General features: G+C 72.2%; 12 protein-coding genes. 5 read left to right on the top strand and 7 right to left on the bottom strand.

The window, feature by feature from the left end:
* Positions 1 to 198: 198 nt before the first annotated feature.
* Together ACIBK3_RS43300 and ACIBK3_RS43295 are read right to left on the bottom strand one after the other, a co-directional pair.
* Positions 199 to 1,524 carry an LCP family protein gene (locus ACIBK3_RS43300; RefSeq protein ID WP_399373862.1) on the bottom strand — a complete coding sequence of 442 codons (1,326 nt, stop codon included), beginning with the start codon at positions 1,522 to 1,524 and terminating at the stop codon, positions 199 to 201.
* A gap of 358 nt (positions 1,525 to 1,882) precedes the next feature.
* Positions 1,883 to 2,638 (bottom strand): TIGR03089 family protein, encoded by a 756-nt coding sequence (locus tag ACIBK3_RS43295; protein ID WP_399373861.1) that lies wholly within the window; start codon positions 2,636 to 2,638, stop codon positions 1,883 to 1,885.
* Between the two features lie 140 nt (positions 2,639 to 2,778).
* On the opposite strand from ACIBK3_RS43295, the gene ACIBK3_RS43290 reads away from it, so the two are divergent.
* Together ACIBK3_RS43290 and ACIBK3_RS43285 are read left to right on the top strand one after the other, a co-directional pair.
* Positions 2,779 to 4,383, top strand: coding sequence for a peptidoglycan recognition protein (locus ACIBK3_RS43290; protein WP_399373859.1), 1,605 nt, complete (start codon positions 2,779 to 2,781; stop codon positions 4,381 to 4,383).
* Positions 4,384 to 4,667: 284 nt separating this feature from the next.
* Positions 4,668 to 5,750, top strand: coding sequence for a sugar phosphate nucleotidyltransferase (locus ACIBK3_RS43285; RefSeq protein ID WP_399373858.1), 1,083 nt, complete (start codon positions 4,668 to 4,670; stop codon positions 5,748 to 5,750).
* A 378-nt stretch (positions 5,751 to 6,128) separates the two neighbouring features.
* On the opposite strand, the gene ACIBK3_RS43280 is transcribed toward ACIBK3_RS43285, so the two are convergent.
* From ACIBK3_RS43280 to ACIBK3_RS43265, 4 genes are all read right to left on the bottom strand, one after another.
* Complete coding sequence (locus ACIBK3_RS43280; RefSeq protein WP_399373856.1) at positions 6,129 to 7,133, bottom strand: DNA-3-methyladenine glycosylase family protein; 1,005 nt, start codon at positions 7,131 to 7,133, stop codon at positions 6,129 to 6,131.
* A gap of 175 nt (positions 7,134 to 7,308) precedes the next feature.
* Positions 7,309 to 8,628, bottom strand: coding sequence for a coenzyme F420-0:L-glutamate ligase (locus ACIBK3_RS43275; protein WP_399373855.1), 1,320 nt, complete (start codon positions 8,626 to 8,628; stop codon positions 7,309 to 7,311).
* 14 nt (positions 8,629 to 8,642) lie between these two features.
* On the bottom strand, positions 8,643 to 9,602 hold the full coding sequence (gene cofD, locus ACIBK3_RS43270; protein ID WP_399373853.1) for a 2-phospho-L-lactate transferase: 960 nt from the start codon (positions 9,600 to 9,602) through the stop codon (positions 8,643 to 8,645).
* Between the two features lie 115 nt (positions 9,603 to 9,717).
* Positions 9,718 to 10,239 (bottom strand): cysteine dioxygenase, encoded by a 522-nt coding sequence (locus ACIBK3_RS43265; protein ID WP_399373851.1) that lies wholly within the window; start codon positions 10,237 to 10,239, stop codon positions 9,718 to 9,720.
* A 744-nt stretch (positions 10,240 to 10,983) separates the two neighbouring features.
* Here ACIBK3_RS43265 and ACIBK3_RS43260 point away from each other — a divergent pair.
* From ACIBK3_RS43260 to ACIBK3_RS43250, 3 genes are all read left to right on the top strand, one after another.
* Positions 10,984 to 11,247: a WhiB family transcriptional regulator gene (locus tag ACIBK3_RS43260; protein ID WP_010034659.1), complete on the top strand. Its 264-nt coding sequence runs from the start codon at positions 10,984 to 10,986 to the stop codon at positions 11,245 to 11,247.
* A 236-nt stretch (positions 11,248 to 11,483) separates the two neighbouring features.
* A complete protein-coding gene (locus tag ACIBK3_RS43255; protein WP_399373849.1) occupies positions 11,484 to 15,197 on the top strand; it encodes a glycosyltransferase in 3,714 nt (1,237 codons plus the stop codon).
* The gene (locus ACIBK3_RS43250; protein ID WP_399373848.1) at positions 15,194 to 16,702 is read left to right on the top strand and encodes a DUF5719 family protein; all 1,509 of its coding nucleotides are present in this window, start codon (positions 15,194 to 15,196) and stop codon (positions 16,700 to 16,702) included. Before ACIBK3_RS43255 ends, ACIBK3_RS43250 begins: the two co-directional genes overlap by 4 nt.
* Before the next feature lie 107 nt (positions 16,703 to 16,809).
* Here the strand turns inward: ACIBK3_RS43250 and ACIBK3_RS43245 are convergent, their stop codons facing one another.
* Positions 16,810 to 17,259 (bottom strand): metallopeptidase family protein, encoded by a 450-nt coding sequence (locus ACIBK3_RS43245; protein WP_399373847.1) that lies wholly within the window; start codon positions 17,257 to 17,259, stop codon positions 16,810 to 16,812.
* Positions 17,260 to 17,268: the final 9 nt, after the last annotated feature.

Below are 17,268 nucleotides of genomic sequence, written 5' to 3'. Positions count from 1 at the left end.
GCCTTTCCCCTCCAAAGGCGCCCGGTCTCGGTCACGCAGTGCACGACCTCAGGACGGACCTCATGGCCGGGTGCACCGGATCGCTCACACTAACCGCACGCTCAGCCGTGAAGCGACGCCGGTGACGCATTCCACTTCCCTACAACTGGGCAATCCACTCATTTTATCGGACGGAGGCTCGCCACCTTGACAATTGCTTTACTCACAGGGGTGTTCGGCGGCCGTGTTGCCCCGGAACGTGGGTGCCGGGGAAACGCCGCCGACGGGTTCGCCGGGACGCTTTCCGCCGGACTTCTCGTCCGCGCCGAGGTCTCCGCGGAGGTCTCCATGGGCGTCATCGGCGTCATCGGCGTCGTACGCGCTGTAGTCGCCTTCGGCATCCGGGGCCGAATTGCCGCTTTTCGCCGTCGAATGCCGCCCGGGGTTCCGTGTCACCTCGATCGGGGCGTCCTTGCGCAGCCGTTCGAACAGCTTCTCTGCCTCGGGTTCCACGAGTTGGTCGCGATTGGAGTTGTAGACGTACGACTCCCGGGGCACCGTCAGGAATTGCACACGTGCGGTGGGGATGTGGCGCACGCCGCGAACGAGTTCGTACAAACTGTGCAAGCTCGCCAGGCCGGGGTCGGTCGTGAGCGACGACGTGGCCGCGTCCAGCACGGGATAGAGCTTCGCCGGATTCAGCAGCACGTCATTTCCGCGCACCTTGGTGACGAGGGCGCCGAGGAAACGCTGCTGGCGGTCCATCCGGTCGGTGTCGCTGCCGTCGCCGAGGGTCTTGCGCGCCCGCACGTAGCCGAGCGCCTGTTCGCCGTTCAGCGTCACCCGCCCCGCCGGGAGCCTCAGTTTGGCGTCCTTGTCATGGATCGGCTCCTTCAGGCACACCTCGACACCGTCGACCGCGTCCACCATGTCCTTGAAGCCGTGGAAGTCGACGACCACGTAATGATTGATCCGGATGTCGGTGAGCCGCTCGACGGTCCGGACCGTGCACCCCGAACCGCCCACCTGGAAGGCGTAGTTGAACATCACGAACATGGGGTCGGTGCGACTGCCGTCGGGCCGCGCGCAACTCGGGACGTCCACCATCAGATCGCGGGGCAGCGACACGGCGGTGGCGCTGCGCCGCCCGGCGGACAGGTGCAGCAGGATCGTCGTGTCCGACCGCTCGGTCCCCGAGTCCCGCCCGTAACGCCGGTTGTCGCCCCCCGACCGCGAGTCCGACCCGATCACCAGGATGTTCTGCGCGCCCTGCACCCGCGTGGCCGGCCGCTCCCGCTCGTGCCGCCTGAGTTCGGTCGCGGCCGCCCGGTCCGGCGTGATGTTGCTGTCGAGCTTCGCGTACACGGCCCACCCGGTCCCGCCCGCCGCGAGCACCACGAGCACCACGGTCAGTTCCGCCCCGCGCACCCACCGCCGTCTGCGCCGCCGTATCAGCCCCCGCCCACTGGCCGATGCCCCCACCCCCGGACCGAGGCCGGCATCGGCACCGCTCCGTCCGGAGGGCGCGCCTGCGGTGTCGGTCACGTCGGATCCACCCCTCATGGCGTACGAGAGCGTCGTGCGGGCTGCTGCTACGACGATGGCGCGCGTGGGGGGCGGGGGGCGGGTGGAGGTGGGCCGAACGGGGGAAAGAGCTGGTGTCAGCGCCGGTGGAGGTGATTTCAGCCCGTCCGGCGTTGGGGGGCGAGGTGTGTTCAGGGGCGATGTGGGGGGGCTGGGGGTGAGGCCGGTTCGGGCCGATGGGGGGGTGAGGCCGGTTCGGGCCCGATGGGGGGCTGGGGGCGACGTCCGTTCAGGGCCCTTACGGGCTGGGGGTGGAGCCCCCTCCGTGCGTCGGCACCAGCATCCGGTGCCTGAGATCAAGCTGGGGCCCTGCCCTCCTCTACCGTGCCGTGACGCTGACCCGCTCGCTCTCGATCCGCTTGGCCAGCCCCTCCTCGCCCAGCCGGTCGAGGTTGCGGCAGAGCACCACCGAGCCTCCGGTGGCCAGGGGCGCGTAGAGCCCCGCGTTCAGCCCCTCCCACGTGTCGTACGGCAGCCCGGACAGCAGCCGCGATCCGGGCCCCGTGAGCCCCAGTTCCGGCGCCTCCGCCCCGGCCCGCTCGACGACCTCCGCCCCGCTGAACTCCCGTCCGGCCACGATCAGTGCCGGCTCCTCCGGGTCCACCGGCGCGAACGGCACGAACCGGTCGCCCTGGCTCGGAACTTCGACGGCATAGTCCGCGAAACCCGCCGGGGCCTGCGGGAAGCGCCCGCCGAGCGGCCGTAGCGCCAGCGCGACCCGTTCCCCGGGGCATGCCCGTGCCGCCTCCAGGGTGTCCGGTCCGCTCACCACCACGTCCGCCGCCGCCGGATCCCCTCCGACGTCCGCGATCACCCCCACCGACGCACAGGCCAGCAGCCACACCGCCGTCTGCCAGTGCGCGGGCAGCAGCAGCGCCACCCGGTCACCGGGCGCGGCGGCGAGATCGCCCTGGAGGAGGTTCGAGGTCTTGGCCACCCAATTGGCGAAGGTGGCCACGGACAGTTCGACCCGTTCGCCGGTGGCGTCGTCGTAGAAGGTCACCAGCGGGCGTCCGGGATCCGCGGCGAGCGCGGAACGCAGCAGGTCGGCAGGGGTGCGGTCGGTGGCGTTCACTCGCAGAAGGGTACGCGGGCCCGCCCCCGCGCTTCGAGCCGCCGGGCCCTCGCCCCGTAGTCGGTTCGGTGGAACCCCGCTCGACGTCCCGTCAACTCCCCAATGGACAGATATGTATGACTATGTCCAGGATCAGGAGCATGCGTGGATTCCTTGCTTCCTCGATCGGTGTCACCTGCGCGGCCGCCCTGGCCCTTCCGCTGACCCCGCCCGCGGCCGCGGCACACGCTCCGGCCCCGGCGAGGGCTCCGGACGCGGCGGCCCCGGCGGTCAACGTGGCCACGGCGACCGGGAGACGGGCGCCGACCACGGAAGCGCCCGGCAGCACGCAGTCGCTGCCGCTGGTGCCCCTCGCCCGCGACCGCGCCCTCGGCCCCACCGCCGAACAGGGCCTGCCCCGCCGGGACGTACGGCATTTCTCGCTCGTCGGCGTGGTCTGGGACGACCCGGACGCCGAACTCCACGGCCGCGTCCAGGTCCGCACCCGCGCGGCCGGCACGGGCACCTGGTCCGGCTGGCAGGACGTCGAGACACACAACGCCGACCACGCGGCCGACCCGGACACCGCCGAGCGCACCTCCGGCCCGGTGCGCGGCGCGACGGCCCCGCTGTGGGTCGGCGACTCGGACGGCGTGGAGGTACGGGTACGGCCGGAGTCCGAGCCCGGGCCGACAGGAACGGCTCGCGGCTCTCGCGCGTCGACGACGTCGTACTCCTCCCTCCCCTCCGGACTGCGCCTCGAACTGGTCGACCCGGGCGAGGCGGCCCCGCCGACCGCCCGGACGGCAGCGCACGCCACCGCCGGCGCTGCGGTCGCGGATGGCATGGGGGGCGCGGATGACACGGGGGGTGCGCATGGCACCGGGGGCGCGCATCGCACCGGGGTCGCCGGCACCGCCGTCGGTGACACCACCGTCGGCCATCGAGCCACCGGCGGCCACCGAGCCGCCGTCCGGAACATCGCCCCGACCGCCGATCCCGCCGAGGCCCTCGCCGCCGCGGAAGCCTCCCGCGTCAACACCGAACTGTCGGTCTCCCTCGGCGCCACCGAGATCCCCGCGCTCGGCCGGCGCGCGACCGAGCGGGAGCTGTTGACCCTGCGGTCCGGGAAGTTGACGTCGGAGCAGCGCGTGAAGCCGTACATCGGACCCCGTCCGCGCATCGTGACCCGGCGCGGCTGGGGCGCCGACGAGAAGCTGCGGGAGCGCGGGTTCGTCTACACGAAGAAGGTCGACGTGGCCTTCGTCCACCACACGGCCTCCGGCAACGGATACCGCTGTGCGCAGGCACCCTCCGTCATCCGTGGTATCTACCGCTATCACGTCAAGAGCATGGGCTGGCGCGACATCGGCTACAACTTCCTCGTCGACAAGTGCGGAAACATCTACGAGGGGCGGGCCGGGGGCGTGGCGAAGCCCGTCCTGGGCGCACACACGCTCGGTTTCAACACCAACAGCATGGGGATCGCCGTCCTCGGCACCTTCAGCTCCCACAAGCCGCCCGCCGCCGCGGTGAAGGCCATCGCCGGCCTCACGGCGTGGAAGCTCGGTCTGCACGGGGGCAATCCGCGTGGAAAGACATATCTGAAGTCCGGCGGTGGCAATCTCTACCGAAAGGGCAAGAAGGTACGACTGGATGTGATCTCCGGCCATCGGGACGGCTTCGCCACGGAGTGCCCCGGCCGGCAGCTCTACCGCAAGCTCGGCAATGCCCGCACGACCGCTGCCCGCTATCAGGGCCGCTAGCACCCGGTTCGGGGTCCAGGGGGCTCGGACACCGTCCCGGACAGGTCGGAAAGGGAACCGCGCGGGGCTTGGGATGGTCTATCGGACTGTCCGGGGGGCTCGGGGGACTCGGAGGTTCCGGGGAGGTTCCGCGGGCTCCGGGCGCTTCGGGGGACACGTTCATCGCCGTCGGGGGACACGAGGCTGAATGCCGCACGGCCGTCGAAGGCGTCGCACAACGGTCTGCATACACTGGCCGGCCGAAAGACAGTTCGGCCGGTCCCGGCAGGAAGCGGAGACGACAGGTGACAGAAGCGATCCTCCTGGTCGGCGGCAAGGGAACCCGGCTGCGCCCCCTCACGGTGCACACGCCGAAACCCATGGTCCGCGCGGCCGGGGTCCCCTTCCTCACGCACCAACTGGCGAGAGCGAGAGCGGCGGGCGTCGACCACATAGTGCTCGCCACCTCCTACCTCGCGGAGGTCTTCGAGCCGCACTTCGGCGACGGCTCCTCGCTGGGCCTCCACATCGAGTACGTCACCGAGGAGGAACCCCTCGGTACGGGCGGCGCGATCCGCAACGTGGCCTCCCGCCTCCACTCGGGCCCCGACGACCCGGTCCTCATCTTCAACGGCGACATCCTGACCGGCCTGGACATCAGGGCGTTGGTGCGGACGCACGAGACGACCGGCGCGGATGTCTCCCTGCACCTGACCAAGGTCACGGACCCGCGGGCCTACGGCCTGGTCCCCACGGACGAGACGGGCAAGGTCCTGGCGTTCCTGGAGAAGCCGCAGACTCCGGAGGAGATCGTCACCGACCAGATCAACGCGGGGGCGTACGTCTTCCGCCGCTCGGTCATCGACACGATTCCGGCCGGCCGCCCGGTGTCGGTGGAGCGGGAGACCTTCCCCGACCTGCTGTCCGCCGGAGCCCACCTCCAGGGCATGGTCGACTCCACGTACTGGCTGGACCTCGGCACCCCGGCGGCCTTCGTCCGCGGCTCGGCCGACCTGGTCCTGGGCCGCGCCCCGTCCCCGGCGGTCCCCGGCCGCTGCGGCGATCGCCTGGTCCTTCCCACGGCACGGGTCGCCCCCGACGCCAAGCTCACCGGCGGTACGGTCGTCGGCGAGGGCGCGTTCGTCGCGGAGGGCGCGAGGGTCTTCGGCTCGACGATCCTCCCCGGCGCCGTCATCGAACCCGGCGCCGTCATCACCGACTCCCTCATCGGCACCCGCGCCCGCGTGGGGGAACGTTCCATCCTCACCGGCACGGTCATCGGCGACGGCGCGGTCATCGGCGCCGACAACGAACTCCGGGACGGCATGCGGGTGTGGTGCGACGCGCGGATCCCGGCAGGGGCGGTGCGGTTCTCCTCGGACCAGTAGACGGATCGACGGGTCGGCCTGCCTCGGGGGCCGGCGACCTCCAGGCGGGCCCGGCTTGGCGCGCAAGCGAGTGGGTGGTGGGGGCGCGGGTCCGGGAGGGTCTGCCGGCGAAGCCCCTGACCCGGCCCGGCGTCTTGCGGAAGTGGGTCGGGCGATGGGCGGCCTCTGGCCCGAGCGGCTGTGGGTCTGAGGGTGGGACTCGGACTCGGCTCGGAGTCTTGCGGAAGCGGGTCGGGCGGTGGGTGGCCTCAGGCCCGAGGGTCTGCGGGTGGAGCCCTGGGCAAGCCCGGCCTCTTGCCCGAGCGAGTCGGGTGGCGGGTGGACGTAGGTCCGGGTCCGGGGGCGGAGCCCCCAGCAACGGTCACCGCACCGGGCACGTCACAAGCGCCCGATATCCCCCCGCGGCATCCGCGGCGCCCGCCGGGCCGGCACCTGCCCACTCAACAAGATCAACCGAGCCGCTCGATGCCGCTGGCCCGCATACGGCTCCAGCAGCTCCAGCATCAGCGCGTCATCCGCGAACCGATCCCCGGCCAGCGCCCAGCCGACGATCCCCGGCAGGTGCAGATCCCCCACCGTCACCGCATCCGCCGCCCCGTGACTCCGCTGCACGACCTCCGCCGACGTCCACGGCCCGACCCCCGGCACAACCTCCAACCGGGCCTGAGCCTGAGCCGGAGGCATCCGCACCGCCTCCTCCAGCCGCGCAGCAACCCGCACGGCCCGCAGAACCGTCGACGCCCGCTTGTTGTCGACTCCCGCCCGATGCCACTCCCACGACGGAATCAACGCCCACGTCCGAGGCGCCGGCATCACCCACAGCCGCCCGCCCGCCGCAGGTCCCGGCGCGGGCTCCCCGAACTTCCGCACGAGCAACCGCCACGCCCGGTACGCCTCGTCCGTCGTGACCTTCTGCTCCAGAACCGACGGAATCAACGACTCCAGCACCAGCCCGGTCCGCGTCAGCCGCAGCCCCGGCCGCCGATGCCGTGCCATCGCCACCACCCGGTGCCGAGGAGTGAAGGCGGACGGATCGTCATCCGCCCCCAACATCCCGGGCAACTGCTCCAGCAGCCACTCGCCCCCCGGCCCCCACGCCTCCCCACGCACCGCACCCCCGGCCGCGGTGACCCGCAGTGTGCCCGGCCCGACCGGCGTGAGACTGGCCCGCCACACGGAACCGTCCGGCATCGCCCGGAACGTCGGATCCGCAGGCCCCCGCCGCAGCGGCCCGAGCACCAGCCCGAGATCCAGCGGCCCGTCCGGCACCCACGTCCGCACCCGCCCCGCGGCCACCGGCGCTCCCCGGCGCGCGGCGGGCACGACGACCTCCCCACCGCGCACCGTGGTACGCGTGGACCGAGGAGCGAACCGTCCAGCCACGAATGAGATCCCGGAGAAGTAGGGGGCGTCTGAGATTTCCTAAGAGACTAGGCGCTCGTACGAGGAACAAGAGGCCGTACGCCCAGGCTCACCGAACTTCACGCTGACCGAACCTCGAACACACCGAGCGGACACACCGAACCGACGCACCGCACGGCCTCACTGAACCCCGGACTCACCGAACCGCGATGAACGCCCCGGCATCCCGCTCCGCCCTGGCCGGCGGCTCCTGTGCCGGATGCCCGACCGCCACCGCCCCCATCGGATCCCAGTCCTCAGGCAGCCCCAACACCTCACGCACCACGTCCCGGCAGAACATCGTGGACGACACCCACGCCGACCCGAGCCGCTCCCCGGCCAGCGCGACGAGGAGGTTCTGCACCCCGGCCCCGGCGGCGACCACGAACATCTCCCGTTCGGCCCCGTCCCGCCGCGGATCGCCGTACGTGTGCGACCCGTCCATGACGAGACACGGAACGACGAGATACGGCGCGTCGCGCAGCACGTCCCCCCGCCGGACCCGCTTGGCGATGGACTCCTCCGACTTCCCGTCCCGCCGCAGATCCGCGATCCAGGCGTCCCGCATGGCGTCCAGCAGTCGGGCCCGCGACTCTTCGGACTCCAGCAGCACGAACCGCCACGGCGTGGTGTGGTGCGGGGCAGGCGCGGTCACGGCCGCCGCGACCGCTCGCCGCACCGACCCCGGGTCGACGGGTTCGTCCGTGAAGGCCCGCACCGTACGCCGCTGGGTCACGGCTGCCCGTACCGCTTCCGAGGTGCCCAGCCGGAACATGTCGTCGCGCGCGCCCCGCACCATGGCCCGCGCTCCCTCACCGTGCTCTTCGTGGCCTTCGGCCACCACATGCGGCAATCCGCGCACCACGGCGACGGGCAGCCCGGCGGCCTTTCCCTTCACCAGGTCACCGGCGGCGGCCAACTCGTCCGCCGTCGCGACGACCGTCGCGCTGAGCGGATTGCCGTACGCGTCCGTGCCCCCGCGCAGATCGTCGAGGACCCGCACGCCGGCCGCGCCGATCGCCACATCCGTGAGCCCCGCGCGCCAGGGTCGCCCGAAGGTGTCGGTGACGACCACGCCGACATTGACGCCGAGAGCGTCCCGCAGCCCGTCCCGGATCGACCGCGCGGACGCGTCCGGGTCCTCGGGCAGCAACAGCACTGTCCCGGAAGGGGTGTTGGAGGCGTCGACCCCGGCGGCGGCCATCACCAGACCCTGCCGGGTCTCGACGATCCGGAGCGGTCCGCGCCGCGCCACGACCCGGACGGTCTCGGCGTCGATCGCGGCTTCCCGGTCGGTCGCCTGGACGACGCGTCCCTCCGCCTTGGACACGATCTTCGAGGTGACGAGGAGGACGTCCCCGTCGGCCAGCCCCGGTTCGACGGCGGCGATCAGCTTGGCGAGGTCGTCGCCCTGCTGCACCTCGGGCAGCCCGGGCACCGCCCAGACCCGATAACCGCCGCCAGACACGCCCGACACACCAGACACTCCGCTCAAACCGCTCGCACCTCCTCCGCCAGCGTCAGCGCCTCCTGTGCCATCCGCGCGGTCGCGTCGAGGTCGGTCATCATCAGTGGTACGGCCCGGCACCGGATCCCGGCGGCCTCGACCCGCTCCACCACGCCCACGTCCACGGTGTCGACCAGCCAGCCGTCCAGCATCCCCGAGCCGTAGTGCTCGGCGACCGCTGCGGCCGACGACTCCACGCCGACCGCCGCGAGCACCTTGTCGGCCATCCCGCGCACGGGCGCGTCCCCGACGATGGGGGACAGGCCCACCACCGGCACCCCGGCGTCGGCGATCGCCTCCCGGATGCCGGGCACAGCGAGGATCGTGCCGATGGACACGACCGGGTTGGAGGGCGGGAACAGCACGACGTCCGCCTCCGCGATCGCCTCCAGCACCCCGGGCGCGGGCTTCGACTGCTCCGCCCCGACCGGCACCACCGCCTCGGCCGGCACGGAGGCCCGCAGCCGCACCCAGTACTCCTGGAAGTGGATCGCCTTGCGCTCCCCGTCGACCTCGACGGCGACATGGGTCTCGACCCGGTCGTCGGTCATGGGGATCAGCCGTACACCGGGCTTCCACCGGTCGCACAGCGCCTCGGTCACCGCACTCAGCGGATATCCCGCACTGATCATCTGCGTCCGCACGATGTGGGTGGCGAAGTCCCGGTCACCGAGCCCGAACCACTCGGGCCCCACCCCGTACGCCGCGAGCTCCTCCTTGAGGTGGAAGGTCTCGTCGGCCCGCCCCCAGCCCTGCTCCTCGTTGATGCCGCTGCCGAGCGTGTACATCACCGTGTCGAGGTCCGGGCAGACCTTCAGCCCGAAGAGGTGGATGTCGTCCCCGGTGTTGCCGATCACCGTGATGTCCGCGTCCGGCGCGGCCTTCTTCAAACCACGCAGGAACCGGGCACCACCGATGCCGCCTGCCAGAACCACAATGCGCATGGGCCAAGTCTTGCAGGCGGGTACGACATCGCGTCAGGCGGTTACGGCACCCGCCGGCGTCACGCGGTGACGACGTGTCCACCGGCGTCACGCGGTGACGACGTGTCCACCGGCGTCATGCGCTCACGACGTCGATGTCGTCGTACGTCGCCGGAGCCGTGCAGGCCGTGTGCCCGGGCATGTGCATGGGCATCTCGGTCAGGCCCGGGTAGTAGACGTGCAGGCTTACGGCCGGTTCGAGCGTGTCGTTGATCACCTCGTGCACGTACCCCGGCGCGAAGACCCGCTGCGCACCGTGCCCCAACGCGCGCGTGCGCCGCTCGGTCCGCTCCGTCAGCGTGCCCTTCAGAACGGTCAGGACGCCGGAGGAAGGGCCGTGGTCGTGCGGTCCGCTGCCCTGCCCGGGCACCCACGACAGCAGCCACACCTCGTAGCCGGGTCCGGTACGCAGCCGGTGGTACCAGCGTGTCGTCGCGTCGTACCGGACGAGGTGCTCCCACTGGGAGGGGTCGGCGGCGATGGATCGGGACAGGCCGACGAACTCGGCGACGGTGGCCGGGTGCTCGCGCGGACTCTGAAGCAGGTGCCGGACCTCAAGGATGTCGCCGGCGATCTGGAGGTCGCTGTCGCTGTTCATGGGGTGGGGTTTTCCTCGGCGGAAGAGTGGGGGGCTGACCTGGGTGTCGCGTACCGTCCGCCCGGGTCGCGGGCGGGAGGGGTGCCCGGGTGGGGCTCGCCCCTGGTAGGGCTCAAAGGAGGCGGCAGCCGAGTCGCGGTGGACTCAGACGCAGCTGGAGCGAGTTCGGCTCAACAGCTGGGACAGCAACAACAGCTACAGCGAGCGTGGGCAGCACCGAGGGACCCGGCCGAGCGGGTCGAGGTGAGTGCCAAGTTCGCGAGCATGCCCACAAGGACATCGGTTCACACGTTCACTGTCAACTCGACACCCGGCAAGTGGGACATGTTTCACCTCATCCGGTCCAACTCCACGATGAAAGGTTTGTTCAGGCGTCACCCGGGACACATGGCGCACAACCGGGCGCGCAAGCCCCGTTGCGATCCCGTGATCCGACTGTGATCCGGTTCGCTTCGACGCGCGCGTCGGAACGGGATCGAACTCCTGGGCGTCCTTCTCCGTACAGGTCCGGAAAGGCACTGTGCGGCGCGGGGCATCCTCTCGGGCCTCATCTGCTTGTCAAGGTTTATGCCGATTTGAACACTTTCCGCTAGGCCTTGGTTCCGCAGAGTGAATAAGGGGCCCAATAGCAGATCTCGGCTTGACTCGCCCGGAGCAGCACACTTGTAATTTCACTCGTGTCGTTCAGCCGAAATCGGTAACGGCTACATCACGGGGACGCGAGTAGACAGACGAGGGGCGCACATGACCGAGACGGTGCAGCAACTGCTGGTCGACGACGCGGACGAGGAACTCGGCTGGCAGGAGCGCGCGCTGTGCGCCCAGACCGACCCCGAGTCCTTCTTCCCCGAGAAGGGCGGCTCCACCCGCGAGGCCAAGAAGGTCTGCCTCGCCTGTGAGGTCCGCTCCGAGTGCCTCGAATACGCCCTCGCCAACGACGAACGGTTCGGTATCTGGGGCGGCCTGTCCGAGCGCGAACGCCGCAGACTGAAGAAGGCCGCCGTCTGAATCGAAGGGCACGGACCCTCAGGGCGCGGCCCCTTGCGTCAGTCCGTACATCCACAGGTACGTCCATGGACAAGCACATACATTCGTCACGAACCGCCCGTCGCAGGTGGGTTGTCCACAGGCGGCGGGCTGCCGTTGTGCCCAGCCGATAGTGTGGGCGCTCGTCCGAGACACCTCGTCGTCCCCTCGGGGCACAGGCGTCCACCGCAGTCCACCGAACCGGGGCCCGTACCTCGATGTCCGTGCACAGCCACACGGCAGCCCAGCAAGACAGCGCTGCCACAGCAGTGTTTGACCCGGCCCACCCGCCCGAGTTCCCACGTCATGTGGTGACCGCGGTCCTCGTCTCCCACGACGGCGCCCGCTGGCTGCCCGACACGCTCGCCGGGCTGCTCGGCCAGGAGCGCCCCGTGCAGTTCGCCGTGGGCGCCGACACCGGCAGCGCGGACGACTCCGCCCGACTGGTCACCGACGTCCTCGGCGCCGATCACGTGCTGCACCTCGCCCGGCGCACCGGCTTCGGCCAGGCCGTGGAGGAGGCGGGCCGCACCGCCCCCGTCCTCACGCCCGACGATTTGCCGTACCTGAAGCGGCCCAGCGGCTGGGACCCGGTCACCCGCAGCTGGCGCGACGACGCCTACGACCTGCCGGAACTCCCGCACGGAGAGCCGGTCCAGTGGCTGTGGCTGCTGCACGACGACTGCGCCCCCGAACCGGACGCCCTGGCCCAGCTGCTGCGGGTCGTGGACACCGAGTACGAACTGGGGCGGGACGACGTCGCCGTCGTCGGCCCCAAGCTCCGCGGTTGGTACGACCGGCGGCAACTGCTGGAGGTCGGCGTCTCCATCGCCCACTCCGGCCGCCGCTGGACCGGACTCGACCGCCGCGAACAGGACCAGGGCCAGCACGACCACGTCCGGCCGGTGCTGTCCGTCTCCACCGCCGGCATGCTCATCCGCCGCGACGTCTTCGAGCAGCTCGGCGGCTTCGACCGCCGGCTGCCCCTGATGCGGGACGACGTCGACCTGTGCTGGCGCGCCCACGCGGCCGGCTACCGCGTCCTGATCGCCCCGGAAGCCGTCGTACGCCACGCCGAGGCCGCCTCGCGCGAGCGCCGCGCCGTCGACTGCGCGGGCCGTACCACCGCCTCGCCGCACAAGGTCGACAAGGCCGGCGCGGTCTACACCCTGCTCGTCAACACGCGCGCCTCCCTGCTGCCCTGGGTGCTGCTGCGTGTCGTCGTCGGCACCCTGCTGCGGACCGTCGCCTACCTCGTCGGCAAGGTCCCCGGACAGGCCGTCGACGAGATCCGCGGTCTGCTGGGGACCCTGCTGCGGCCCGAGCGGATCCTCGCCGGGCGCCGCAGACGCGGCGGCGCGTCCGCCGACAAGGAGGAACTGCGGCCGCTGTTCCCACCGCCCGGCGCGACGATCCGTGCCACGGTCGAGCAGGCCGTCGGCGACCTCTTCGGCAGCTCCGACCCCGATGCGACCTCCGGCGCCGGACGGCACGGCGGCGGGATCGAGTCCGGACCCGGCGGCGACGACGCCGACTTCCTGGAGATCGAGCAGTTCGCCCGGGTCAAACGCATCGCGCGCAAACCCGGCCCGGTGCTCTTCCTGGTGCTGCTGCTGGTGTCCCTGGCCGCCTGCCGCGCCCTCCTCCGCTCCGGCGCGCTCGCGGGCGGCGCCCTGCTGCCCGCCCCGGCCGACTCCAGTGAGCTGTGGTCGCGTTATCTGGACGCCTGGCACACGGTGGGCGCCGGCGGCACCCCGTCCGCCCCGCCGTACCTCGCGCTGGTCGCGATGCTCGCCTCCGTGCTGTTCGGCTCGACCGGCCTCGCGGTCACCGTCCTGCTGGTCTTCTCGGTCCCGTTGGCCGGCTTCACCGCCTACTTCGCCTCCCGCCCGCTGGTGGAGTCGCGCCTCCTGCGCGCGTGGGCCGCCGTCGTCTACGCCTTCCTGCCCGCCGCCACCGGCGCCCTCGCCGGCGGCCGCCTCGGCACCGCCGTCCTGGCCGTCCTGTTGCCGCTCATCGCGCGCGCGGGCGTCGCCGCAGGCGGCTTCGGAAACAGCTCCGGCGCGCGCGGCAGTTGGCGCGCCACCTGGGCGTACGCCCTGCTCCTGACCGTCACCACCGCGTTCACGCCGATCATCTGGCCCATCGCGCTGGTCCTCGGCACCGGCCTGCTGGCCGTGCGCCGCGCCGAGATCACCCCCTACGGCCTGCGCTTCCTGGCCCAGCTCGGCACCCCCCTGCTGATCCTCGCGCCCTGGTCGCTGACCTTGCTCTCGTTCGGCTTCTTCCAGGAGGCCGGCCTGGAGTACGGCTCCTCGGCGGCCTCCGCCCTGGATCTGCTCGGCATCAGCCCCGGCGGCCCCGGCACGGTCAGCGGACTGATGCTCATCGGCGTCGTCCTGGCCGCGCTCGCCGCCCTGCTGCGCACCGACCGGCAGTTCGGCATCTGGGCGGCCTGGGCCGCCGCCCTCGTCGGCCTGATCTTCGCGGTCCTCTCCAACGCCTCCACCTGGGCCGGCCCCGCCACCCTCGTCTACGGCCTCGCGCTCCTGTCCGCCGCCGTCCTCGGCGCCGACGGGGCACGCGCGCGGGTGGCCGAGCAGAGCTTCGGCTGGCGCCAGCCGGTCGCCGCGCTGATCGCCTTCGCCTCGGCCGCGGGCCCGCTGCTCGTCGCGGCCGGCTGGGTGATCGGCGGGGCCGACGGCCCGCTGGAGCGGCGCGACCCCGTGCAGGTGCCCGCGTTCGTCGCCGAGGAGAGCGGCGGCAGCGACCAGGCCCGCACCCTCGTCCTCGACAGCGACTCCGACGCCCATGTCGGCTACATGCTGGTCCGCGGCTCCGGCGCCCGCCTCGGCGACGCCGAACTCGCCGCGGCCGCCGGAGAGAACAGCAGCCTCGACAAGGTCGTCGCCAACCTCGTCGCCGGTTCCGGCGCCGACCAGAGCGACCAGCTCGGCAAGTTCGCGGTGCGTTACGTCCTCGTCCACAGGGGTGCGCCCCGCGAGGTCATCCGCGTCCTGGACGCCACGCCCGGCCTGAGCCGGCTCAGCCAGCAGGACGGCAGCGGGCTGTGGCGGGTCGACCAGGAGGTCGCCCGGGCCACCGTCGTCACCGGGTCCGGGGCCCCGCAGACGGTCCCCGCCGGCCCCGTCGACATCCACACCACGGTCCCGTCCGGCGCCGACGGCCGGGTCCTGCGCCTCGCCGACACCGCGGCCGAAGGCTGGACGGCCACCCTCGACGGCAGACCGCTCACCCGCACCACGGTCGACGGCTGGGCCCAGGGCTTCGAACTGCCCGCGTCCGGCGGCAAACTGGACGTCACCTACGACGACCCCTTCACCCACACCGTCTGGCTGTGGGTCCAGGGCGCGCTCGCCGTCGTCCTCGTCGTGCTGGCCCTGCCGGGCCGTCGCCGGGACGTCGACGACGACCTCCCCGAGGAGCCCGTCGTCTCCGCGGAGCCGGTGGCCGGCGAGGGCCGCCGCGCCCGCCGGCTGCGCGCCCAGGCCGAGGCCGAAGAGGACGGCCGGAGCGACGAGTTCCCGCCTCCTCCTCCGGAGGAGGCCCCCGCACCCGCTCCCGTCCCGCAGCAGCAGTCCTACGGAGAATGGGACACCCCGGGCTATGCGGGCACGGAGTACGGCGGCTACGGCAACGAGCAGTACCCGGACGCCCCGCAGCAGTACCCGGCGGGCGGCTACGACCAACAGCCCTACCAGGCGGACCCGTACCAGGGCGGCCAGTACGACCCGTACGCCTACGGCCGGCCGCAGCAGGCGCCGTACGACGAGAGCTACGACGAGAGCTACGGCGCGCAGTACCCGCAGCAGGGCTATGAGCAGGGCTACGACCCGACGTACGACCCGGCGCGGCAGCCGCACCCGCACGGCACCGGCAACGAGCAGCGCCCCGACGGGAGTCAGCAGTGAACCGCACCACCGTGTCCCTGATCGCCGGCGTCGCAGCGCTCGCCGCCGTCACCGGGGTCGCCGTGCTCGACACCCCGGACACCGCCGGTGCCCACACCGCGAAGGCGGCCGCCGAACTGCCCGTGGAGCGCACCAGCCTGCTGTGCCCGGCGCCCAGCCTCTCCGACCTCGCGGAGACGTCGTACACGTCCTTCACGCCCGTCACCAAGGGCACCGGGAGCACCGGAAAGGCCGAACTGCAACCCGCCGCCGCGCAGTCGGGTAACGGTACGGGCGGCAAGAGTGACAAGGCCGGCGGCAAGAAAAAGGCCGCCAAGCCGGTCCTGACGCCGAAGGAACCCGGCACTCCGGCCACCGGCGACACATCGGGCTCCGACACCCCCGCGCTTCTCGGCACCGCGGAGGGCAAGTTCGCGCCCGGCTGGGCCCTCCAGGAGACCACCGAGGTCGCCGCGGGCACGGGCCGCGGCCTGCAGGGCGTCAACTGCACCGCCCCTGACACGGAGTTCTGGTTCCCCGGCGCCAGCACGGCCGCCGACCGCACCGACTACGTGCACCTGACCAACCCCGACGACTCCGCCGCCGTCGTCGATATCGAGCTCTACGGCAAGGACGGCGCCCTGCAGACCACGGTGGGGGAGGGCATCACGGTCCCGCCGCACTCCAGCGAGCCGGTCCTGCTGTCCACGCTCACGGCCGAGAAGCAGGAGAGCCTCACCGTCCATGTGAACGTCCGCAGCGGACGCGTGAGCGCGGCCGTCCAGGCCCTGGACGACCGGCTCGGCGGCGACTGGCTGGCCGCGGCCACGGAGCCGGCCGCCGGCCTCGTCCTGCCCGGTATCCCGAAGGACGCCACGGCCGTACGCCTGGTCGCCTTCACCCCCGGCGACTCCGACGCCGACGTGAAGGTGCGCCTCGCCTCCCCATCCGGGTCGATCACCCCGGCCGGGAACGAGACGCTGCACGTCAAGGCCGGTATGACGACCGCCGTCGACCTCGGTGACGTCACCCGCGGCGAGGCCGGCTCCCTGATCCTGACCCCCACCGACCAGGCCGTGCCGGTGGTGGCCGCCCTGCGGGTCGTACGTGGCAGGGGGAACAAACAGGAGACGGCGTTCATCCCCGCCACCGCTCCGGTCGGCACGCGCGCGACGTCCGCCGACAACAGCTCCAAGGGCACCACGCTCTCCCTGACCGCCCCCACCGGCACCGCGAAGGTCAAGGTCACCGCCTCGGCGGGCAGCGACGGCGGTACGGCCCAGTCGAAGACGTTCACGATCAAGGCGGGCACCACGCAGAACGTGGAGGCCCCGGTTCCGAGCGGACTGAAGGGCACGTACGCGCTGACGGTGGAGACGGTCTCCGGGGGCCCGGTCTACGCGGCCCGCACCCTCGCGGCCACGGAGGAGGGCGTTCCGGGCTTCACGATCCAGACGCTCCCGGACGACCGGGGCACGGTGGCGGTGCCGGAGGCGGACGAGGACCTGTCCGTGCTGCAGAAGTAGACCGGTCCTGGGCGAGCAGTCCGGTCCTGGCAAAGCAGTCCGGTCCTGGGAAAGCAGTCCCGTCCTGGGAAAGCAGCCCGCCGACCGCCCCTCCCGGGACGTGCGGTTCAGTCCTCCCCGTACCGGGGGTCCACCGTCTCGGGAGTCAGCCCCAGCAGTTCGGCCACCTGCTCGACGACGATCTCGTGCACCAGCGCCGCCCGCTCGTCGCGTCCCTTGGTGCGGATCTCCACCGGCCGCCGATAGACGACCACCCGGGCCCGCCGCCCCTCTCGGGCGGCCATCGTGCCGCCCAGGGGCACCGCCTCGTCGTTCCAGCCCTGCCCCGGCCCGTCGAGGTGGGGCACTTCGAGCACCAGGAAGTCGATGTCGGCGAGCTGCGGCCAGCGCCGTTCCAGCCGCTCCACGGAGTCCTGCACCAGATCCGCGAACGCCTCCGCACGGCTCGCGGCGAGCGGCACCTGCGGTGGCGCGATCGGGCCGCGCATGCCCCGTCCGTGGCGATCACGACGGCGGGGCCCGGGGCCGGCGGCACGGGGCGTTACGGGGTTGTCCATCACTGGTGA

Source organism: Streptomyces sp. NPDC050287 (assembly GCF_044459385.1).
Lineage (GTDB): Bacteria > Actinomycetota > Actinomycetes > Streptomycetales > Streptomycetaceae > Streptomyces.
The sequence above is the reverse complement of the archived record's forward strand: the minus strand, read 5'-3'. Positions and strand labels throughout refer to the sequence as shown.